Below are 20,688 nucleotides of genomic sequence, written 5' to 3' on the forward strand. Positions count from 1 at the left end.
AACAGGCTGGCTGATGACATTGGTTCGTTTTAACGGCGCGGAGTTCCAAAACGGCGGCGCTCGCGTTCGTCATAGCCGTAGATGGCATCAGAAATATTGTCGGAAGCGCCACCACTACCCCCGAGCCCTTTCAGTTCAATGCGGAACAGCACACGGTTGTCCAGCTGTTCATCGTCCGTCAGGTAGTTCTGGTGAACCACCTGAACACTCCAGCAGCAGTTGTTATATTCAATACCCGCCAGGGTACCAACCGTCCGGTCCAGGCCGGAATCATAAACCCAGCGGCCGATCCCGCTGACGCGGTTGGTCACTGGGAAAACAACACCAACATCACTCTGTTCCAGCTCGTCTGGTCGGCTGTAGGTGTGGCCCAGGGTGGCCAGGTAACGATAATCCTGTGAGTGGTAGATTAGCTGGCTTCGGCCTTCTTCAGTTTGCTGGGTGTCGGGGTCCCACAGGCCGGCACTGCGAATCTCCAGATTCTCCAGCGGATTCAATACCAGCTCACCGGCCAGCGGTGAGCGGCTTCTGTCGGAGGCACCCTGGCCGAACAGATCCACTTCCCGATCATCGAAATAGCGCACCTGCCCGATGCTGACCCTGGCACGCTCCGCCCCGGTCACCAAGTCATTGAACCGGCTGGTCAGGGCGACGGTCAACTGGTTGGCGTCACCCACCCGGTCACCGCCGGTGAAGCGATCCCGCTCAAACAACTGGTCGAAGCGGAAACTCTTGAGCCCGGTATCAAAGTCCGGGATGTGATTCTGGTCAGCATCGGCATCGGCCCAGGCGTAATAAAGCCGGGGCTCCAGGGTCTGGTTGTACGGCACATCGAACAGGCTGGAGCGGCGATCAAAGTACAGCCCGTTATCCCACTCAAACACCGGCACCGTTCGGTCAAAGCTGCCGCTGCCCTGAGTGTAATCTTCCAGGTCATAGCGGGTGTAATCCAGACTGACCGACGGCCGGGTGAAACCCCAGAGCCTGCGCACAGGCAGGGCCAGTTCCGGAATGGCCCGAACTCGCTGGCCGTTGGCCCGGTCCAGGCCGGTCAGATTCTCGTTGTCGCGATAGAACCAGGTGTACTGGCTCTCGAGATTGGCCTCGACGTGCCCGAATTCGCCGGTTCCGGCGTAGAGAATCTCCGGCAACTGGGCGTAGGGCTTGTCGACATCGGCGATCCGGTCCCGGATGGTCTGGTAACCGTTCAGGTAGGCATCGAAATACTGGTTATTGCCGGAATAACGCACACCCCCGCGACGTTGCAGGTGCGTTGCCTGATCGATTTCCAGGGAGCGGTTGAGGTCACTGAGGTAGTCCTGGTCAGAGACCACCGAGTAGTCCCCGTAACCGGTCCAACCCCCGCCAAACCGGGCCCGGGTGGTGAAATCCAGTGCCCAGCGATCGCCACCCTCGCCTGGATTGTCAGCCTTGAAGGCGGAATCGTTGTCGATATAACCCAGTTGCAGGACCGATTCACCAAAGCGGCTCAGGTAACGCCCTTCTACTTCGGTAAACAGCCCACGACCATGAATGTACTGGGGTGTCAGGGTGGCATCGTAATGAGGTGCAAGGTTCAGGTAATACGGTAAGGCCAGATAGCCGCCACTGCCGGCGCTGGAGGAACCGAACTGGGGGTACAGGAAACCGGTCTTGCGGCGGTCATCAATGGGAAAGGTGATGTAGGGCCAGTAGAACACCGGGGTATCCAACACTTCCAGGCGAACGTGGCGGGCGGTGCCAAATCCTTCCTCCTGATCCAGGGCAATATCGGAAGCGACAATAGACCAGTCGTTCTGATGAGGCCCGCAGGTGGTCAGCATGCCATCGGTGATCAGCACCTGGTGCTCCCCCACCCGGGACAACGACGATGCCCGGCCCCGCATCTCGGCGTCATGCAGCAGGAAGGTGGCGGTGTTGATGTCCAGTTGCCCGGACTCCACCGAGTAACGGGCGCTGTCGCCGGTCAGCAAAAACCCGTCGCCACGGCTGACCAGCGGGCCGACAAGGTCCAGCTGCCCCGTTTGCTGGTTATAACGGGCTTCAGAACCTGTAGCCTGGAATTCACCCTGGCGCAGGCGCACATCGCCCTGCAGGAACAACTCGGAATTCAGCTCATAGCGAGCGTTCAGGGCGCTGGCCTCCAGCGGTGCCCCGCCGGTCTCCGCTCCGGACAGCAAGGGCATCTGGCCGCCAGCCGACGACGATGGCAGGTATCCGCCTTCACAAAATACCGGTAATCGATCCCTCACCTCGGGCGGCAGCTCACTACGGGGGCGCCAGTCGATTTCCGCCGCACTGGGAGCCTGTTCCTGGGCGTTTGCTACTCCGGAAACAGGCAAAAGCGCCATTGCCAACAGGAGCCTGGCGAACCGGTGCTGGGGCCACGACAGGTAACGGTAACGGCTGGGCACGGTAGCGAAGTTCCTGTTCCGGGTGAATGGGGCTTGAAGAAAAACAGCTGCCTAGTTTACACGCGCCCCACGGGCTTGTTAACGGAAACACCGCTGCAAATCCGTTTTACGCTCTTTATACTGCTCTGCTAACGTTTGCACTCAGTCATTGAACTCAGGAAGCGCAGCATCATCATGGATATCCGCCTGCAACGGCTGACCGAATGGGTCAGGCACATACCCGGTTTTGAAACTGCCAGCCCCGAGCCGGTTTCCGGTGACGCCAGCTTCCGCCGGTACTTCCGGGTTTGGCAAAGCACCACTGGCAAAGCCCCGGTGCCGTTTATCGTTATGGATGCCCCGCCCGAGCAAGAAGACTGCCGGCCGTTTGTGGCCATCGCCCGACACTGGCGCCAGCAGGACATTATGGTCCCCGCCATTGCCGCTAAAGACCTGGCCCTTGGCTTCCTGCTGCTGGAAGACTTTGGCGACCAGCTGATGCTGCCGGCCCTGGCCCAGGCCAACGCCGAGACACTGTACCGGCAGGCACTGGATGAGCTGGTCAAGATCGGTCAGGTGTCCTCGCCGGGCGATTACCCGCTGCCACCTTACGATGAAGCGCTGTTGGACAGGGAGATGGCGCTGTTCCCCGACTGGCTGCTGGAGCAACACCTGCAACTGACACTGAGCAACCAGGAATGGGCACTGCTGGACACCACCTTTGCGCTCCTGAAGGAGAGCGCCCTGGCGCAACCCGAGGTCACGGTGCACCGGGACTACCATTCCCGGAACCTGCTGGTACTGGCCGGCAGCAAGCGCCCAGGGGTGATTGATTTCCAGGACGCGGTGCGCGGACCGGTCACCTACGATGTTGTTTCCCTGCTGAAAGACTGCTACGTGCGCTGGCCCGAACACCAGATCGCCGACTGGCTCGAATATTTCCGCACAGCCGGCCTGGCGGCCGGCCTGCATCGCGCAGACCCGGATACCTTCCGGCAATGGTTTGAGCTGATGGGCATGCAACGGCACCTGAAGGCCGCCGGTATCTTTGCCCGCCTGGCAATCCGGGATGGCAAAACCGGGTACCTGGACGACATCCCCCGCACCGTTTCTTACCTGCGAGATGCCAGCGCTCGGCAACCGGCGCTCCGACACTTCCATGAATGGCTGTGCGACCGCGTACTGCCCGCCATTGAACAGCGCATTGGCCCCGTTCCCGGGCAGGAGAGCAGCCAGCTGTGAAAGCCATGATCCTGGCCGCCGGCAAGGGCGAACGCATGCGCCCGCTGACCCTGACCACCCCGAAACCACTCCTGGTCGCCGGCGGCAAGCCGCTGATCGTTCATCACCTGGAACACCTGCGTGACGCGGGCTTCCGCGACGTCGTCATCAACCACGCCTGGCTGGGTGAGCAGATAGAGCAGCAATTGGGCAATGGCAAGCAGTTTGGCCTGAGCATTCGCTACTCGGCCGAGGGCGAGCCACTGGAAACCGCCGGCGGCATCGTCCGGGCGCTGCCGTTGCTTACCGACCGGGGAGACGACTGGTTTCTGGTGATCAATGGCGACATCTGGAGCGATGTCTCGTTATCGGACCTGCAGCCTCCGGAACAGGATAACTGCCTTGCCGTTCTGGTGATGACGGATAACCCCGAGCACCACCCGGAGGGGGATTTTCACCTTGAAGCCGATGGCGCCCTGATCACAAGCGGCGGCAGCAAACTCACATTCACCGGTATCAGCCTGCTGCATCGAAAGCTGTTCGATGGCCTGGATGACACATCCGGCAAGCTGGGCCCGGTGCTTCGCAAGGCCATGGCAAGCCATCAGGTTCGGGGCCTCTATCATGGTGGCCGCTGGGTGGATGTTGGTACCCCGGCCAGACTGGCCAAGCTGGACAGGCAACTCGCCGACGGCAGGCACCAGGCATGAGCAAACCCAGCACGCCACCGTTACCCGCGAGACTGGAGTCGGTGTTCTCCGACCTGCTCAAAGAGCTGTCCAGTTGCGGGCACCAGGCCAGCACCCTGATGGAGAGAGCAAGGCTGCCGCGCTGGTGCCGCAAACCCCTGTTCTTTTTCCTCGGCTACATTGCCAAGGCCGACGGCCGGGTGATGGAAGCAGACATCCGTTACGCCGAGGCCCTGATGAAAGCCCTTGGCCTTTCCAACCGCCAACGCAAGAAGGCGATTGATCAGTTCCAGCGGGGCAAGGCCGCCAGCCAGCTACCCCTGAGGCAGGGCCTGCTGTTCCGTTTGCTGGCAGCGATATGGCCCGGACCAGCCCTGAAGACTGCCATCTGCCTGTGCCACGGTGCCCAGGTACTGGGCCAGCCCGGCAAAGCCCGGCGCTACCGCTGCGAAGATGCCATCGACCACATAGGCCTGCCGGTGGCGGTCAGCGACGACATCTTTGAAAGTTACGCCAGCAAAGTCTGGATCCGTAACGCCGGCGCTATCGCCAAACCGGATACCTATGAACAGGCCTGCCAGATCCTCGGTGTGACCCGACGGGACGACCTTGAATCCATCAAACGGACCTACAGAAAGAAGGTGTCCGAATGTCATCCGGACAAACTCGCCCAGCAGAAACTGACACCATCAGAACTGGCCATGGCCAAGGACCGACTGCTTCGCTACCAGCAGGCCTGGGAACTGATCAAACAACGCCACCGCCCACTATAAGCCGTCGCCGCAGCCGCCGGACCGTTCAGCGATTCATCCAGGCCTGAATCCGGCTGGCCACCCGCTCTGCATCGGCCCGTTGCGGCGGAGTTGACAACGCCATGGGTTGACGCCGATAACCACTGACCTGCTCCCGCGCCAGGGCAGCCGCCCGCGCAACCGCCGGATGCCGGCCGGCGTCATCCATGGCGTGCAGGTCGAGAACCCGCCACGGCCTGTCTGCCGACAACATCGCGGGCAATTCCGGCAACCTGTCACCGGAGAAACGTGGCGCCAGCCAGATCACCCCGGACAACGCCCCCTGGCCCAGTGCCCAGGCCGTCACATAATCGGCCGACCAGCCAATACCCGACACCGCCGGCCGCTCGTATCCGCGCCGCTCCAGCTCACCGGCGGCAGCATCCAGCAGTTCGCGGATAGAGTTGCGGTAGTCTGACATCACCTCCTCCAGGGCTTCTTCCTCAGCCACGTCAATCATCACCGAGGATTGCAGCTGGTCATCCTCAGGCGGAGCTGTCTCCTGCGGCTCTGGCACTAGCCGTTGTTGTCGGCGCCGAACTACACTTTCCGGAGGCGGCCGAAGCCCCAGTGTCATCACTGCCACGCCACGCTCCGCCAGGGTATCAAGAAGCCCGCCGGCCAGACCTTCAGCCGCTGTCTGCCCCTCGTCTGCCAGCACAATCAGCGCGCCACGTGCCGGTGTTTTCAACTCTGGCTGGAACAACGCCAGTGCCCGGCTATCGTCATCCAGATCCAGCCATACTGTTCGCTCAGGGAACTGTCGGGCCAACGACCACTCACCCAGGCCCGTCAGCGCCGTCGCCCTGCGCTCCATAGCGTGGGGCGCGCCCTGGTCCGGCTCCGGCTCGTTCTCCTGCGCCGATACCGTCAGCGCCAAACCGACCAACAGCAACCAGAGAACCCCAATACCTGCTCGACCTGTGATCAAAACCGCTTACCTCACGCTGCGAAAATGCCTGGCAAACTGATAGACTAGCAGGGTTCCTGTGCCGCCGATAATTCACCTGATCAAGAGAGCCTTTGATGAACCCTTACCTGATTGCCCCATCCATTCTCTCCGCTGATTTCGCCCGCCTGGGCGAGGAAGTCGACAACGTTCTGGCCGCTGGTGCCGACGTGGTTCACTTTGATGTGATGGACAATCACTATGTCCCCAACCTGACCATCGGCCCCATGGTGTGCGAGGCCCTGCGCAAGCACGGTGTGATTGCACCCATCGATGTGCACCTGATGGTCTCCCCGGTGGATGACCTGATCCGCATGTTCATTGACGCCGGTGCCAGCTACATTACTTTCCATCCGGAAGCCAGCAACCACGTAGACCGCTCCCTGCAACTGATCCGCGACGGCGGCTGCAAGGCCGGGCTGGTGTTCAACCCCGCCACGCCCCTGAGCCACATGGATTACGTGATGGACAAGCTCGACATGGTGTTGCTGATGTCGGTAAACCCGGGCTTCGGTGGCCAGAAGTTCATCCCCGGCACCCTCGACAAGCTCAAGGAAGCCCGCAAGAAGATTGATGCCAGCAACTACAACATTCGCCTGGAAATCGACGGCGGCGTGAAAACCGACAATATCCGGGAAATCGCCGAAGCCGGCGCCGACACCTTCGTGGCCGGCTCTGCCATATTCAACACCCCGGATTACAAGGCCACCATCGACGCCATGCGCGAGGAACTGGAGCAGGCCCGCAAGGTGATTGGCGGATGAGCCTGAAAGGTCTGTTCAACGCCCGCTGGCCGGGCGTGGCCCTGTTTGATCTGGACGGCACCCTGGTGGACAGCGCCCCCGACCTGGCCGCTGCGGTAGACCAGATGCTGGAACACCTCGGCAGGAGCCCGGCCGGGCTTGAGAAAGTACGCAACTGGGTTGGCAATGGCGCCCCGGTACTGGTGCGCCGTGCCCTTGCCGGGAAAACCGACTGGGAACCCGCCGCGCCCAAAGATGACGCACTGTTTAAAGACGCGCTGGCGATCTTCTACCACGCCTACGGACAACTGAACGGCCGCCATGCGGTGGTATTTGACGGCGTCAACGAATGCCTTGAGCACCTGAAAGGCCTGGGCTGCCGGATGGCCGTGGTGACCAACAAGCCGGACCAGTTCGTTCAGCCACTGCTGGAGAAAACCGGCCTGGACCGGTGGTTTGAGCTGTCGGTTGGCGGCGACACCCTACCAGTGAAGAAACCAGACCCAGCGCCGCTGCTGCACGCCATGGAACAACTGGGCGGCACCCGTGGTACCACGGTGATGGTCGGTGACTCCAAAGCCGACGTAAAAGCTGCCCTGGCGGCGGGCATCCCATGCGTAGCCGTGAGGTATGGCTACAATTTTGGCGGGCCGGTAGACAGCCTCGGCGCAGACGCTGTTGTTGATTCGCTGGCCCAGCTTTTGTAATCTCGCAAGGACGTTTTACTTTGAACACATCCATTCGGGAGATTCCTGCCGTGCAGGGACTGAATCTGACTGCAGCGCGAGGCATCCTGACAACCCGCGCAACACGATGGTGGCGATGGCGCACCGGCTGAGCAAGCCACAGGGCCCATGGCGCATGCCTGCTTGCCCGCACCACCGGTCACAGCGGTGTAACACCGTTCTGACAAAACGCAGATCAGATTTCAGGAAACCGAACCATGACACCCGAGCAATTCCACGAGCTCGCTGAAGCCGGCTACAACCGTATCCCCGTATACCGCGAAGTACTGGCGGACCTGGACACGCCCCTCAGCACCTATCTGAAACTGGCCAGTGGGCCCTACTCCTACCTGTTCGAGTCGGTACAGGGCGGAGAGAAATGGGGCCGTTATTCCATTATTGGCCTGCCGAGCCGGGAAGTGCTGAAAGTTTTTGACCACCGCATTGAGGTCAGCCGCCACGGCGAGGTGGTTGAACAGGCCGAAGTGGACGACCCCCTGGTTTTCGTGGACGACTACCAGCAACGGTTCAACGCCCCGGACCTGCCGGAACTGCCCCGTTTCAATGGTGGCCTGGTGGGTTACTTCGGTTATGACACCGTGCGCTATATCGAGAAACGCCTGCGCCACAGCTGCCCGCCCGACAGAATCGGCACCCCGGACATCCTGCTGATGGTGTCCGATGAAATCGTGGTGTTCGACAACCTGCGAGGCAAGCTGCACCTGATCGTGCACGCCGACCCATCGGTTGAAGGTGCCTACCAGAAGGCCCAGGCCCGCATCGACGAATTGGAAAACCGGCTACACCGCCAGACTGCCAACGCCCCGCGCACCCCGGAACATCTGCGCGGCAAGGTGGTGGACGAAAGCGATTTCATCTCCGGCTTCAGCCAGGACAAATTCGAAGCGGCGGTGGACAAGATCAAGGGCTACGTACTGGACGGCGACGTGATGCAGACCGTCATCTCCCAGCGCATGTCGATCCCGTTCGAGGCACCGCCGCTAAACCTGTACCGTTCGCTGCGCGTGCTCAACCCATCGCCGTACATGTACTTCCTGGATCTGGAAGACTTCCACATTGTCGGCTCGTCTCCGGAAATCCTGGCCCGGGTGGAAGACGAGGAAGTCACCGTTCGTCCTATTGCCGGCACCCGCAAACGCGGCGCCACCGATGCCGAAGACAAGTCCCTCGAAAAAGAACTGCTGGCCGACCCGAAAGAAATCGCCGAACACCTGATGCTGATCGACCTGGGCCGCAACGACGCTGGCCGGGTGTCGGAAACCGGTACCGTGAAGTTGACCGACAAGATGATCGTGGAGCGCTATTCCCACGTCATGCACATTGTCTCCAATGTCACCGGCCGCCTGAAACAGGGCACCAGTTGCCTGGACGTACTGCGCGCCACCCTGCCCGCGGGCACCCTGAGTGGCGCCCCGAAAATCCGCGCCATGGAAATCATCGACGAACTGGAACCGGTGAAGCGTGGCGTCTACGGCGGCGCCGTGGGCTACCTGTCGTTCAACGGCAACATGGACACCGCCATCGCTATCCGCACCGCGGTGATCAAGGACAACACCCTGCACATCCAGGCCGGCGCCGGCGTGGTGGCAGACTCCATTCCCCGCCTCGAATGGAAAGAAACCATGAACAAGGGCCGCGCGATTTTCCGTGCCGTGGCCATGACCTACAACGACTACGACCATTGAGGCGGAGGAACAGATTATGTTGCTGATGATCGATAACTACGATTCCTTCACCTACAACGTGGTGCAGTACCTGGCGGAGCTGGGTGCAGACGTGCAGGTATACCGGAACGACGAAATCACCATTGAGCAGATTGAAGTCCTGAAACCGGAGCGGCTGGTGATTTCCCCAGGCCCCTGTACACCGAACGAGGCGGGCATCTCCATGGACGCCATTCGCCACTTCGCCGGCAAACTGCCAATCCTGGGCATCTGCCTCGGCCACCAGGCCATTGGCCAGGTGTACGGCGGCGACATCATCCGCGCGGGCAAGGTGATGCATGGCAAGGTGTCGGCGGTGTACCACAATGACGTGGGCGTGTTCCGGGGCCTGAACAACCCCCTGCAGGCCACCCGTTACCACAGCCTGGTGATCGACAAGGACACCCTGCCCGATTGCCTGGAAGTCACCGCCTGGACCCGCAACGAAGACGGTTCCATCGAGGAAATCATGGGCGTGCGCCACAAGACCCTGCCCATTGAAGGCGTGCAGTTCCACCCTGAGTCGATCATGACCGAGCAGGGCCACGAACTGCTGCGCAACTTCCTGAGAACATAACAAGAGGCCCACCCCATGGACATGAAACAAGCCCTGAACCGCATTGCCTCCAACCTGGACCTGTCACGGGAAGAGATGAAAGATGTGATGCGCATCGTGATGAACGGCGAGGCCACAGACGCCCAGATCGGCGCCTTCCTGATGGGCCTGCGCCTGAAAAGCGAAACCATCGATGAAATCACCGGCGCCACCGAAGTGATGCGCGAGCTGGCCACCAAGGTCGCCGTCAACGCCAGCCCGCTGGTGGATATCGTCGGCACCGGCGGCGACGGCGCTAACCTGTTCAACGTGTCCTCTGCCGCGTCGTTTGTAGTGGCCGCCGCTGGCGGGTATGTGGCCAAGCACGGCAACCGGGGCGTGTCATCGAAGAGTGGCAGCGCCGACCTGATTGAAAAAGCCGGCATCAATCTGAACATGAAACCAGAAGAAGTCGCCCGCTGCGTAGAGCAGATCGGCGTCGGCTTCATGTTTGCCCCGGCCCACCACGGCGCCATGAAACACGCCATTGGCCCACGCCGGGAACTGGGCTGCCGGACTATCTTCAATATTCTTGGCCCCATGACCAACCCGGCGGGCGTGACTCGTCAGCTGATTGGCGTATTCTCTCGGGAACTGTGCCGGCCCATGGCGGAAGTGCTGCAGCGCCTGGGTGCAGAGCACATTATGGTGGTGCATTCCAAAGATGGCCTGGATGAAATCAGCCTGGCGTCGTCCACCCATGTGGCGGAGCTGAAAAGCGGCGAAATCACCGAGTACGATCTGACCCCGGAAGACCTTGGCATCAAGAGCCAGTCGTTGGTGGGTCTGTCTGTGGATGGTGCCGATGCATCTCTGAAACTCATTCGCGCCGCTTTCGGCCGCAGCCACGACGAAACCACCGAAAAAGCCCGAGACATGATCGCCCTGAATGCCGGCGCAGCCATTTATGTCGCCGGCTTGGCCAGGACCGCCAAAGAGGGCGTCGACATGGCACTGGACGCGATGGGTTCCGGCCTGGCTGCCGGCAAGATGTCGGAGCTGGCGGATTTTTCACAGTGCTTTTGATCACGCGCCTTTAACTTTGCTGCTGGGCGACCGGCTGCGGGGAGGCTTTCCAAAACACGCCCACAAGTACGTCCCTGTAGGGCTTCGCTGTAGCCATCCCTGGCTACAGAGAGTTTTGGAAAGCCTCCCCGCAGCCGGCCTCGCATACCATATACGGGCCTGCTATGACTGACAGACATTTGGACAAAACTCCTACTATTCTTCGGAAAATCGTTGACCGGAAATGGGAGGAAATAGACGAACGAAAACCGAAGGTTTCGATTAGCGATCTGAAAGCCATGGCCGGTGATCAGGCGCCCGCCCGAGGTTTCGCCAATGCCCTTCGGAAACGGATCGACGCACAACGGCCTGCCGTGATCGCTGAAATCAAGAAGGCATCTCCCAGCAAAGGCATCCTGCGCGACCCTTTTGAACCGGAACGCATTGCCGAAAGCTACGAAAAAGGCGGCGCAGCCTGCTTGTCCGTGCTTACTGACAAAGATTTCTTCCAGGGCCACGAGGACTACCTTAAAGCCGCCCGCGCGGCTTGCAGCTTGCCAGTGATCCGCAAGGACTTCATGGTGGACCCGTATCAGGTCTACGAGAGCCGCGCCATTGGTGCTGACTGCATCCTGCTGATCGCCGCCTGCCTGACCAAAGCGCAGATGCAGGAACTCGAAGGCATTGCCCACGAGATTGGGCTGGATGTTCTGGTGGAAGTGCACGACGGCAAGGAGCTGGACGATGCCCTGACCCTGAGCACGCCGCTGGTAGGCATCAATAACCGCAACCTGCACAACTTCGAGGTGTCGCTGGACACCACGTTTAACCTGCATCAGCGCATTGGCCACGACCGGCTGACCATCACCGAAAGCGGCATAATGACCCGAGCAGACGTGGAGGCCATGACCAGCCGGGGCATCTACGGGTTCCTGGTGGGCGAGTCGTTCATGCGCGCGCCAGATCCAGGTGAGAAACTGCAGGAGCTGTTTGGCTGATTCACTGAGGTAACGGGCAAGCGAACGATGGACGCAGATACCGGTAAGGAATCCGACAACCCTATACTGACTGGCCCCTTCTGGCCGGTGTTTTTCCGCTATGCCCTGCCCTCGGTGGCGGGGCTGTTGGCGCTGACCACCGCCAACATTGTTGATGGCATTTTTATTGGCAACTTTGCCGGGGCCGAGGCGCTGGCGGCGCTGAACCTGCTGATTCCCTGGTTTACCTTTCTGTTTGGCATGGCACTGGCCCTCGCCATTGGTGGTACGGTTCGGGCTGGCCGGTATCTGGGCGAAGGCAGAACGGAAGCCGCGTCTGCGATCTTCAGCAAGTGCCTGATGGCCACGCTGGCCCTCGCCATAACCGGGGCCCTGGCGGGGTTGTTGTTCCACGATGCGATCTATCGAGTGCTGGGGGCCTCCCCGGACATCTACCCGCTGATGTCCGAGTATTTTCTGGTGATCATCTGGGTGCTGGTGGCTCAGCTTGTCACCATGGTGTTGTATTACTTCGTGCGGGTGGACGGTTTCCCCGGGCTGGCAACCACGGCCCTGGTAACGGGGGCCGCCGCCAATATCCTGCTGGACGCCCTGTTGGTGGGCTATCTGGATTACGGTTTGCGTGGCGCCGCCATCGCAACTGGCCTGGCCCAGGTGCTGCAGTTCGGCGTTCTGGCCCGTTATTTTCTCAAGCCGGAGCGCAAGCTGCGCTTCGGGCTTTATCAAAAACACTGGCGGGAAGTGCCCCAGGCATTCGCCAATGGTGTTTCGGAGTGGATCAACGAGCTCTCGGTGGGGCTGGTCATGCTGCTGATCAACTGGCTGCTGATGACCACTCAGGGTGTGGCCGGGGTAGCCGCCTTCACCGTCGTGAACTATCTGATTTTCCTGAGCCTGATGGTGTTCTACGGCATTTCAGATGCCATGCATGTGCTGATCAGCCACAACCTGGGGGCCGGCAACGCCGAGCGCATCCGGCGCTTCATGGGCTGTGGGGCAACCGTCATCCTGAGCCTCGCACTGGCGCTGGTGGCCACGGTCTGGCTGTTCGGAAACCAGGTGGTCCGGCTGTTTCTCGACACCGCCGCAGACCCCGCCACCGCCGAACTGGCCGACCGGTTCCTGACCATCCTCTGGCCGTTATTCCTGGTCAACGGTATTAACGTACTGTTGTCGGTTTACCTGACCGCCATGCACAAACCCATCCCCTCCGCCCTGGTGGCCTTTTCCCGAAGCCTGATTCTTCCTGCGCTGTTACTGATAGGCATTGCCCAGTTCGCGCCACAGTGGCCGCTACTGGTGGCACTGCCCCTTGCCGAATGGCTCACGTTCGGGCTGGCCGTGGCGCTGTTTTTGCGTTTCCGTCCTCAGAGGGTGATCAACGCACCAAACCAAATGTAAAAAATGTAAAAATATTTCACCTGCACTCGATTCTCATTTAGATTTACTCCAAATTCTGGAATCGGAGTGTCGACATGGGACCGTCTGCCCGGGCGATTGCCGAACAGGCAAGTTTTCAGGCCTTCCTGCATGGCTATCTTCAGGAAATTGATCCCGGCCACTGGCTGGCCGCCAGCCAACGCCTTCATGACCCCGGCAGCTGTTTCTCCGGCTCATGGGTGTGCGAACTGCCCCTGAACACCCAGCGGGCCCGGCTTGCTGTCGATATCCTTTACCGTTCCCCCGTCGGCCGGCACCGCTATGGCAAGGTGCGCCAGTGGCTAAACGGTCGTCATTGCTGGTCAGACATCGAACCGTTCCAGGCCATGTGTCTTCTGGTACGCGAGCTCTATGCACTTTCCGGCGGTATGGTCCCGGAGCTTCGTAAACTCCGGGAACTGGAGTTCCTGCACCGACTAACAGACAGCTACGGGGTGATGACCCGTTACCTGGAACAGCGCCGCCACGACCCCCGGCTTTTGACCAACCGATTCATCGATTCAGAACAGTCGTTGTTGTTTGGCCACGCCACTCACCCCACACCCAAAAGCCGCCAGGGCATGTCGGAATGGCAGCAAACGGCTTATGCGCCCGAGCTGAGCGGGCGATTCCGGCTTCATTATTTTCTGGTCCATCAAGACTACGTGGAGCAAGACTCGGACGGTCCATTGCCCGCCAGCACCATGGCGGAAACCCTGTTAAACAGTGGCCATGCCTCCCTGAACCTGCCAGACAATCATACTCTGGTTCCGGCACACCCACTTCAAGCGCAGTGGTTACTTGCACAGCCGTCGGTGCTGGTCGCCATCGAGCAGGGGCTGATTCATCCGCTCGGCGCTCTGGGGCCGGAGTTATCTGCCACGTCTTCCGTGCGCACGGTTTACAGTGAACAGGCAGAATGGATGTTGAAGTTTTCCATTCCGGTGAAAGTGACCAACTCGCTCCGGGTCAACAAGGCTCACGAGCTGAAAGCGGGTGTGGTGATGTCCAGACTGATCCGGCAGACCGGGTTCGCGGAGTCTGAACCCGGCTTCCGCATCCTGCAGGACCCGGCCTATCTGACGGTTTCCCTACCCGGGCAGGCCGAGAGCGGCTTTGAAGTCATTTTCCGGAACAATCCCTTCACTCCAGGCCAGGACCAGGGTGTGATCAGCATGGCCGCTCTGACCCAGGATCCAATGCCCGGCCGTAATTCCCGGTTAATGGATCTGATCGAGGGCCTGGCGCTGAACGAGAGTCGAAGCATGGCCGCGGTCACTCTGGACTGGTTCCAGCACTATCTTGCCTGCGCCATTGGCCCGGCGCTCCGGCTTTATGACGACCACGGTATTGCCCTGGAGGCACACCAGCAGAACAGCCTGCTGGATATTGGTGGTGGCTATCCTCGCTGCTATTACTACCGGGACAATCAGGGTTACTACCTTTCGGAAACGTTTCGCAAACAACTGACAGAGCAGTGCCCGGACCTGTCGGAAACCCCGGAACTGTTCTACCGGGATGCCATGATCCGGGACCGCTTCTGCTACTACCTGATCGTCAACCAGGTGTTCTCCGTGATCGCCCGGTTCGGCCTGGACGGCCTGATTCCGGAATCGGTGTTGATCCGGCAGTTCCGGCAGTTTCTCCGCTCCGAACACACCCGGCTCCATGGCCCGGCCCGGGCACTGGTCAATCTCCTGCTCGAGGACAGTCGCCTGCCGTACAAGGGCAACCTGCTGACTCGAGTACACGATGTTGATGAGCTGAATGCCGAGCTGGAAATGGCGGTGTACACCAGTATTGCCAATCCTCTTCGCGGTCTGGCGCACGCAGCGCCGCAGCCAAGTTTTCCTGTTCAGGCTGTTGGGGCAGATCATGGCGCTGCGTGAGCAAACCCCATCGGCAATGACAGGGTTACGCCCGGTCATCGCCCTCACCGAGTCACCAACACAGCGCGTGCTCCGGCAACTGCTGGAAGCCCTGCTGTTTGAGCGATTGATCCCCTACCGCCCATGCAATGACAACCGCTCCGGCTGGCAATGGCTGTCGTTCCGGATTGGTAGCCTGCCCGGGCGCTGCCGCGCTCGGGTTCGTGGCTTTGGCCGGTTGCGGCTGGATATGGACACCCTGACCCTGGGGCAGGAACAACCATCAACCTCAAGGTCGCTGGCCACGCTGGTCGGCCAGTTACCGGCCGCGAGCACGCAGCAGCAAGCGCTGTTAAAAGAACTTGTCGCCACCATCGAAAACACCGAAAGACTCGACGCCCTGTATCGGACCCGTGGTCCGCGGGAACGGCGGGGCCTGCACGGCGAAGCGCTGGACCGTGCATTGCACGAGGGTCACCCCTACCACCCCTGTTACAAGAGCCGACTGGGATTCCAGGGCGATGACCTGGTGCGCTATAGCCCGGAAACCAGCACCGGATTCCGGCTCCATTGGGTGGCGGTTCCCAGGCGCTATCTGGATTCGCAGTTGCCGGCTCCGGACCTGGCGTTCTGGCAGTCGGAACTCGGCCGGGAACAGGCCTATCTGCTGCGGGCCGCATTCCACCGGGCGGGCGTTGACTGGCAACACTGCGGTGCCTTGCCAACCCACCCCTGGCAATGGCAGCAACTCTGCCAGGGGCCCCAGGCGTCCCGGCTCGACGCACTGGGTATCAGAAGCCTGGGGCCTCTGGGAGACCGTTACCGTCCGGGGCAGTCACTGCGGTCCCTGTTCAATGTCAGCCGGCCGGCGAACGCCTGCATCAAACTGCCGCTCGGAATCCATAACACCTCGTCCCGCAGGCACCTGGAACCCCACTCGGTGCCTTCAGCGCCGGCCATCAGCCGCTGGCTTGAAGCGATTTTGGCCGCTGACTCGCAATTCGACGCTGCCTACCCTCTCCGCCTGCTGCCCGAATATGCCAGCCTGGGCGTTAACACTGGGCGTGACCGGGGCACAGGCAGTGCAGGGCTTGAAGGAGAACTGGCCGCCATCTGGCGTGCCAGCATCAGCTCCCGGCTTAATGCCGGTGAGCAGGCCATCCCCCTGAACGCCCTGTTCCAGTGGCAACCTGACGGCATGCCGTTCATCCACCCGTGGGTAGAGCACTACGGCCTGGGCCCCTGGCTGGAAGCCACGCTCAAAGCCGTCATCCTGCCGGTCTGGCATATGCTGGCGGCCCACGGTGTCGGCCTCGAGGCCCATGCCCAGAACAGTCTGCTGGTGGTGCGCGACGGCTGGCCCAGGGCGCTGATGCTTCGGGATTTCCACGACAGCGTCGAGTACGCCCGTGACTACCTGCCCCCGGCCACTCCTGAACCAGACTTTGGCCCGCGACAGGCGCTCTACGATCAGGCACCAGACGACCAGTACTACCGTATGAGCGGCCCGGAAGCCCTGCGGGAACTGGTCATGGATACCCTGTTTATCTTCAATCTGAGTGAGCTGGCGCTGCTGCTGGATGAGGCCTACGGATTTAACGAAACCCGCTTCTGGGACCGGGTCAGGACGATCCTGACCGATTACGCACGGCAACACCCGTATCTGACCTCCCGCTTGCACAGGCTGGCTTGGGACCAGTCAACACTTCAGACCGAATCCCTGCTGCGCCGCAAGCTGCAGCCAGACAACCAAAGCCATTGCCTCCGGGTAACCAACCCCCTGGCTTCGGGACCGGATTCCACATCGATGCCCCCTACCGATCACCATCACGAGAGGTTACCGTGACTGCACCTTTGTTTTACGTCGACAACACCCCCTACAGCCAGGCCGACTGTGATCATATTGTCCGGGGCCTGGCGGAGCGGCCCGAGTTCCAGTCGCCGGTCGGTTGCCGATTTGCGGTCTGCCTGCAAGACACCGCCCACTGGCTGGCCCTGTGTCTCTGGCTGAAGCCCCTTGGCGCCAGCGTACTGCCCATTCACCCCGGCACACCCTACCCTGCTGCCAAAGCCCTGGCCGAGGACACCGGCTGCAGCTACCTGCTGTTCGGCGAGCAACTGCAGGAGGTAACGCCGGAAACTCTTGGCGGGGTGACACGGACGGCTTCGGCCGAGGGTGGTGAGCTGATTCAGCTCAGCTCCGGCACCACGGGTAAGGCCAAGACCATCGCCCGGCCCTGGCGCGACATAGACCGGGAACTGGCCGCCTATGTCGCCCATTTTACTGAGGCCCGGGCCTTAACGCCGGTGGTCGCCTGTCCGGTCACCCACTCCTACGGTCTGATCTGTGGTGTGCTGGCTGCCCGGGAGCGGGGCATCGCACCCCATGTGGTCACCAATCTGAACCCACGATTCATTATTGCCCGACTGCGTGCGGTGCCTGAGCACCTGCTCTATGCCTCACCCACCCTGATTAGCCTGCTGATGAGGATGCTGCCGGAACAGGAAATGCTGCATGCTGTCATGCTTTCCGGGGCTCCTTTACCCGCGCCGGTGCTGACTCAGCTTAGGGACCGCTGTCTGCGGCTGTGCCAGCAGTATGGATGCTCCGAAGCCGGCTGCGTGGCTGTGAGCGCGGACGTGACTGAGCCGGGCCTGCTGGGCCACCCGCTGCCTCACCTGTCGGTGCAGGCCGGTGCCTCCGCCGGGCAACCGGATGAAATCCTGATCACCGTAAAAGCCACCGGACAGCGCATTCACAGTAAGGATCTGGGCTATTTCGACCACCGGGGCCAGCTGCACTTCCTGGCCCGCACCGATGACACCATTAATGTCGCCGGCATTAACGTCTACCCGGGCGCGGTGGAAGACGTGTTCCTTGGCTACCCAGGAATTCGCGAGGCGGTGGCTTTCAAGCAACCCGATGCCTTTGCCGGTGAGCGAGTTTGCCTGCGTTTCGTGGCGGATTCAGACATCGACACCGACCAGCTTCGACAATGGAGCCGCGACCGACTGTCACCTCACCAGGTGCCGTCACTGATCGAACAGGTGGAAAGCATCAGCCGGCTCCCGAACGGCAAGGTCAGCCGCCGGCTGTTAAGCGAATCCCTCGCTGACAAGGGTCAGCGGGAGGCCCTGGCATGAGCAAAACCAACCTGACCCGAAGCGCCATTGAAACGGTGATTCGAAACCATCTACCTGACGCCCGGCTATCGGTGTTTTCGGCCAAGGCCCGCCTCAACGCCGACCTGGCGATTGATTCCATCATGCTGCTGCAACTGATTGTGCACCTGGAACTTGAGCACGGCCTGCATGTTCCGGAGGAAGCGCTGCTGACCCATCAGCTCGAGACCGTTGAGGATCTGGAAGCGCTATTGGTCGCCACCGGCAATCCGGAGGTTTCCCTGTGATCAAAGTGCATTGTTTTGTCAGCTGTGTCTGCGAGATCATCAAACGCACACCGGGTGTGGACCACCGCCCCTTCTACTTTGGCGTCTGGGATGCGGACTTCTCGGTCAGTGAGGAGCAGGTTCTGTCTTACCACTCGCCCCATACCCGCCACGACCAGTTCCGGGAGTGGTACCGGCTGCTGTATGGCGTCACCATTGAGCCCTGGTACAACCACCAGCAATCGAAAGAGGCCAACATCGACCGGCTGATTGAACTGGTGGAAACGCGCCCTGCCGATCGTCAGGTCATGGTCATGCTGGACCTTTACCGGTTGCCGGAACGGGAGAACAAGTTTCACCAGAACCCGTTTCCCCACTACGTGATGCTGGAAGCCACGGACGACCCGGAGCAGTGGTTCATGTCGGACCCGGATTTTCGCTGGGAGGGTGTGCTGCCCAAAGCCCGGATTCTGGAATCGGTCCGATCCCCGGCCGCTGCCGGTGGTTTCTGTTTCGACGGTCTGGAAATCCGGCATACGCCCGCGGAAACGGTTGCCGCCTACTTTGCCCAGTGCATGAAAGCGGATACCAATCCGTTTACCGATGCCCTGCGGCAGATTCTGCGCGCCCATACCGGGCCCGATGCCAGACAACCACTGGCGAACCTGCCCCGGGCATTTCGGGAGATTCCGGTGATGGCGATTCGCAAGTACGCCTACGAGCACGCCTTTGCCTGGCTTCTGGAGGATCAGGGCCGCACCGCCGAGGGCGATCCGTGGTTCGAGGCCCTGTGCGAGGACATTGACCGGCTGGTGAAAACCTACACCCAAATCCAGTACCGGGCGCTGAAACTGGTGATGTCAGGCAACCCTGCCCTGCTGGCCGGGGTCGAGCAGCTGCTGGACGAGCAGGATCGGCGGGAGTTCGCCATCAAGGACAGCCTGCAGGGGCTGTTCCAGGAATGGCAGCAGCAACACCCCGACCTCACCGGCGCCACCGCCGACACCCGGATGTCCGACCTGGAGGTATTGCCATGATCCGCTTCCACCTGTGTACCATCTCATTCCGCCACCAGTTGGTGTCGTTACCGGAACTGGCCACCTGGGCCGGGGCCACCGGCTTCGACGGCATTGAACTCTGGGGCGTGCATGCCCGGCACCTGTTACAGCAACCCGGGCTGGATGGCCGCTGGCTGAAAAGCCAGGGACTGGGCATTCCCATGGTCAGCGACTATCTGCCACTGGAGGGTGGTGAACAGGAGGCCACCCGCTACACCCGCGACCTCTGCCAATTGGCCCGGCACTGGCAGGCACCCAAAGTGCGAACGTTTGCCGGCCATCAGGGCAGCGCCGAGCTTGACCGGGGGCAGCGCAAGGCACTGACCCGACGCCTGCAGACGCTCACCCGTTGCGTCGCCGACGAAGGCCTGACCCTGGTGGTGGAAACACACCCCGGCACCCTGGCCGATACGGTTGACTCTACCCTGGAAATGTTGGCAGACATTGACCATCCGGCGCTGGGCATCAACTTCGATGTCCTGCATGTCTGGGAGGCCGGTGCGGACCCACAGCTTGCCCTGCAACAGATGGCGCCCTGGGTCAGGCATTTTCACTTCAAGAATATCCACCAGCGGGATCAGCTTGGCGTGTTTGCCCCGGCCAATGTGTACTCACCCGCAGGCTCAAGGCAAGGCATGGTGCCGGTGATGGAGGGCGCCTGTGATTACCGACCACTGCTGGACACGCTGGCAAACTGGCAACAGTCGCTGGCCAACCCGGCCCCTCTGGACATCTCCCTGGAATGGTTCGGCCCGGACAGCTACCGGGTGCTATCCAGCGACCTTCGCCAGCTGAGGCTGCGGGTTCCGGAAACCGGCGATCAACCTCAGTCGCTGGCGGCCTGCCAGTGAACCTTATCCACCTCATCGCCGGCAAAGCGGATGAGGTGGGAAGCTACCACCTGGCCCAGCTCCTCCAGCTCCGTCTCGGTGGGTGACTGGCACCGCATAAGCAACTTACCGTCTGCTGCTTCGAGCCGGCATTCACCGATGGAGAAAGTCAGCCTGCCATCGGTCCCGGTCCACTCAGCCTCAATCTTGTGGCGAAAGTGTTTGCACAGGCGATTGATCAGGCGACCGGGATCGGTGGTGGCCACTTGGGCGTTCATGGTTGGCATGGCA

General features: G+C 61.1%; 19 protein-coding genes. 16 read left to right on the forward strand and 3 right to left on the reverse strand.

Going from position 1 to position 20,688, the window contains the following annotated elements; all coding sequences use genetic code 11:
- Positions 1–29: 29 nt before the first annotated feature.
- A complete protein-coding gene (locus QUE75_RS17590) occupies positions 30–2,351 on the reverse strand; it encodes an LPS-assembly protein LptD (protein WP_286255730.1) in 2,322 nt (773 codons plus the stop codon).
- Positions 2,352–2,588: 237 nt separating this feature from the next.
- Here QUE75_RS17590 and QUE75_RS17595 point away from each other — a divergent pair, with 237 nt between their 5' ends.
- The 3 genes from QUE75_RS17595 to QUE75_RS17605 are packed head-to-tail and all read left to right on the forward strand — an operon-like array spanning position 2,589 to position 5,076.
- Entirely contained in the window at positions 2,589–3,635 is a 1,047-nt protein-coding gene (locus QUE75_RS17595; RefSeq protein ID WP_286252104.1) for an aminoglycoside phosphotransferase family protein, read from the forward strand.
- A complete protein-coding gene (murU, locus tag QUE75_RS17600) occupies positions 3,632–4,324 on the forward strand; it encodes an N-acetylmuramate alpha-1-phosphate uridylyltransferase MurU (RefSeq protein ID WP_061330775.1) in 693 nt (230 codons plus the stop codon). The genes QUE75_RS17595 and murU overlap by 4 nt, the downstream gene beginning before the upstream one ends.
- Entirely contained in the window at positions 4,321–5,076 is a 756-nt protein-coding gene (locus tag QUE75_RS17605; RefSeq protein WP_138435873.1) for a DnaJ domain-containing protein, read from the forward strand. The genes murU and QUE75_RS17605 overlap by 4 nt, the downstream gene beginning before the upstream one ends.
- A 25-nt stretch (positions 5,077–5,101) precedes the next feature.
- On the opposite strand, the gene QUE75_RS17610 is transcribed toward QUE75_RS17605, so the two are convergent.
- On the reverse strand, positions 5,102–6,025 hold the full coding sequence (locus QUE75_RS17610; protein ID WP_286252110.1) for a DUF3530 family protein: 924 nt from the start codon (positions 6,023–6,025) through the stop codon (positions 5,102–5,104).
- A 95-nt stretch (positions 6,026–6,120) separates the two neighbouring features.
- Here QUE75_RS17610 and rpe point away from each other — a divergent pair, with 95 nt between their 5' ends.
- The 13 genes from rpe (at position 6,121) to QUE75_RS17675 (ending at position 20,418) form a co-directional block, all read left to right on the forward strand.
- The gene (rpe, locus tag QUE75_RS17615; RefSeq protein WP_286252112.1) at positions 6,121–6,807 is read left to right on the forward strand and encodes a ribulose-phosphate 3-epimerase; all 687 of its coding nucleotides are present in this window, start codon (positions 6,121–6,123) and stop codon (positions 6,805–6,807) included.
- Positions 6,804–7,493: a phosphoglycolate phosphatase gene (locus tag QUE75_RS17620; RefSeq protein WP_061330779.1), complete on the forward strand. Its 690-nt coding sequence runs from the start codon at positions 6,804–6,806 to the stop codon at positions 7,491–7,493. The genes rpe and QUE75_RS17620 overlap by 4 nt, the downstream gene beginning before the upstream one ends.
- Positions 7,494–7,729: 236 nt before the next feature.
- A complete protein-coding gene (gene trpE / locus QUE75_RS17625) occupies positions 7,730–9,217 on the forward strand; it encodes an anthranilate synthase component I (RefSeq protein ID WP_286252114.1) in 1,488 nt (495 codons plus the stop codon).
- Positions 9,218–9,233: 16 nt separating this feature from the next.
- On the forward strand, positions 9,234–9,812 hold the full coding sequence (locus QUE75_RS17630) for an aminodeoxychorismate/anthranilate synthase component II (protein WP_286252117.1): 579 nt from the start codon (positions 9,234–9,236) through the stop codon (positions 9,810–9,812).
- A gap of 15 nt (positions 9,813–9,827) precedes the next feature.
- Positions 9,828–10,856 carry an anthranilate phosphoribosyltransferase gene (gene trpD / locus QUE75_RS17635; protein ID WP_061330782.1) on the forward strand — a complete coding sequence of 343 codons (1,029 nt, stop codon included), beginning with the start codon at positions 9,828–9,830 and terminating at the stop codon, positions 10,854–10,856.
- A 164-nt stretch (positions 10,857–11,020) separates the two neighbouring features.
- On the forward strand, positions 11,021–11,833 hold the full coding sequence (gene trpC, locus QUE75_RS17640; RefSeq protein WP_286252118.1) for an indole-3-glycerol phosphate synthase TrpC: 813 nt from the start codon (positions 11,021–11,023) through the stop codon (positions 11,831–11,833).
- A gap of 27 nt (positions 11,834–11,860) precedes the next feature.
- Positions 11,861–13,234 (forward strand): MATE family efflux transporter, encoded by a 1,374-nt coding sequence (locus QUE75_RS17645; protein ID WP_061330784.1) that lies wholly within the window; start codon positions 11,861–11,863, stop codon positions 13,232–13,234.
- A gap of 74 nt (positions 13,235–13,308) precedes the next feature.
- On the forward strand, positions 13,309–15,141 hold the full coding sequence (locus QUE75_RS17650) for an IucA/IucC family protein (protein WP_286252122.1): 1,833 nt from the start codon (positions 13,309–13,311) through the stop codon (positions 15,139–15,141).
- Positions 15,128–16,966: an IucA/IucC family protein gene (locus QUE75_RS17655; RefSeq protein WP_286252124.1), complete on the forward strand. Its 1,839-nt coding sequence runs from the start codon at positions 15,128–15,130 to the stop codon at positions 16,964–16,966. The genes QUE75_RS17650 and QUE75_RS17655 overlap by 14 nt, the downstream gene beginning before the upstream one ends.
- Complete coding sequence (locus QUE75_RS17660) at positions 16,963–18,264, forward strand: AMP-binding protein (protein WP_286252126.1); 1,302 nt, start codon at positions 16,963–16,965, stop codon at positions 18,262–18,264. Before QUE75_RS17655 ends, QUE75_RS17660 begins: the two co-directional genes overlap by 4 nt.
- Positions 18,261–18,530 carry a phosphopantetheine-binding protein gene (locus QUE75_RS17665; protein ID WP_061330788.1) on the forward strand — a complete coding sequence of 90 codons (270 nt, stop codon included), beginning with the start codon at positions 18,261–18,263 and terminating at the stop codon, positions 18,528–18,530. Before QUE75_RS17660 ends, QUE75_RS17665 begins: the two co-directional genes overlap by 4 nt.
- The gene (locus QUE75_RS17670) at positions 18,527–19,546 is read left to right on the forward strand and encodes a DUF6005 family protein (RefSeq protein ID WP_061330789.1); all 1,020 of its coding nucleotides are present in this window, start codon (positions 18,527–18,529) and stop codon (positions 19,544–19,546) included. The genes QUE75_RS17665 and QUE75_RS17670 overlap by 4 nt, the downstream gene beginning before the upstream one ends.
- The gene (locus QUE75_RS17675; RefSeq protein ID WP_106693943.1) at positions 19,543–20,418 is read left to right on the forward strand and encodes a sugar phosphate isomerase/epimerase family protein; all 876 of its coding nucleotides are present in this window, start codon (positions 19,543–19,545) and stop codon (positions 20,416–20,418) included. Before QUE75_RS17670 ends, QUE75_RS17675 begins: the two co-directional genes overlap by 4 nt.
- On the opposite strand, the gene QUE75_RS17680 is transcribed toward QUE75_RS17675, so the two are convergent.
- Positions 20,394–20,684 (reverse strand): DUF2218 domain-containing protein, encoded by a 291-nt coding sequence (locus QUE75_RS17680; RefSeq protein ID WP_061330791.1) that lies wholly within the window; start codon positions 20,682–20,684, stop codon positions 20,394–20,396. The two genes, QUE75_RS17675 and QUE75_RS17680, sit on opposite strands and share 25 nt — an antisense overlap.
- Between the last annotated feature and the right edge of the window lie 4 nt (positions 20,685–20,688).

Source organism: Marinobacter shengliensis (assembly GCF_030297115.1).
Lineage (GTDB): Bacteria > Pseudomonadota > Gammaproteobacteria > Pseudomonadales > Oleiphilaceae > Marinobacter > Marinobacter shengliensis.

What these genes read in the sequence shown, in the direction of transcription:
- QUE75_RS17590 (WP_286255730.1), bottom strand. Translation starts at nt 2,351, where the DNA reads ATGGCGCTTTTGCCTGTTTCCGGAGTAGCAAACGCCCAGGAACAGGCT.
- QUE75_RS17595 (WP_286252104.1), top strand. Translation starts at nt 2,589, where the DNA reads ATGGATATCCGCCTGCAACGGCTGACCGAATGGGTCAGGCACATACCC.
- QUE75_RS17605 (WP_138435873.1), top strand. Translation starts at nt 4,321, where the DNA reads ATGAGCAAACCCAGCACGCCACCGTTACCCGCGAGACTGGAGTCGGTG.
- rpe (WP_286252112.1), top strand. Translation starts at nt 6,121, where the DNA reads ATGAACCCTTACCTGATTGCCCCATCCATTCTCTCCGCTGATTTCGCC.
- QUE75_RS17620 (WP_061330779.1), top strand. Translation starts at nt 6,804, where the DNA reads ATGAGCCTGAAAGGTCTGTTCAACGCCCGCTGGCCGGGCGTGGCCCTG.
- trpE (WP_286252114.1), top strand. Translation starts at nt 7,730, where the DNA reads ATGACACCCGAGCAATTCCACGAGCTCGCTGAAGCCGGCTACAACCGT.
- QUE75_RS17630 (WP_286252117.1), top strand. Translation starts at nt 9,234, where the DNA reads ATGTTGCTGATGATCGATAACTACGATTCCTTCACCTACAACGTGGTG.
- trpD (WP_061330782.1), top strand. Translation starts at nt 9,828, where the DNA reads ATGGACATGAAACAAGCCCTGAACCGCATTGCCTCCAACCTGGACCTG.
- trpC (WP_286252118.1), top strand. Translation starts at nt 11,021, where the DNA reads ATGACTGACAGACATTTGGACAAAACTCCTACTATTCTTCGGAAAATC.
- QUE75_RS17645 (WP_061330784.1), top strand. Translation starts at nt 11,861, where the DNA reads ATGGACGCAGATACCGGTAAGGAATCCGACAACCCTATACTGACTGGC.
- QUE75_RS17650 (WP_286252122.1), top strand. Translation starts at nt 13,309, where the DNA reads ATGGGACCGTCTGCCCGGGCGATTGCCGAACAGGCAAGTTTTCAGGCC.
- QUE75_RS17655 (WP_286252124.1), top strand. Translation starts at nt 15,128, where the DNA reads ATGGCGCTGCGTGAGCAAACCCCATCGGCAATGACAGGGTTACGCCCG.
- QUE75_RS17665 (WP_061330788.1), top strand. Translation starts at nt 18,261, where the DNA reads ATGAGCAAAACCAACCTGACCCGAAGCGCCATTGAAACGGTGATTCGA.
- QUE75_RS17675 (WP_106693943.1), top strand. Translation starts at nt 19,543, where the DNA reads ATGATCCGCTTCCACCTGTGTACCATCTCATTCCGCCACCAGTTGGTG.
- QUE75_RS17680 (WP_061330791.1), bottom strand. Translation starts at nt 20,684, where the DNA reads ATGCCAACCATGAACGCCCAAGTGGCCACCACCGATCCCGGTCGCCTG.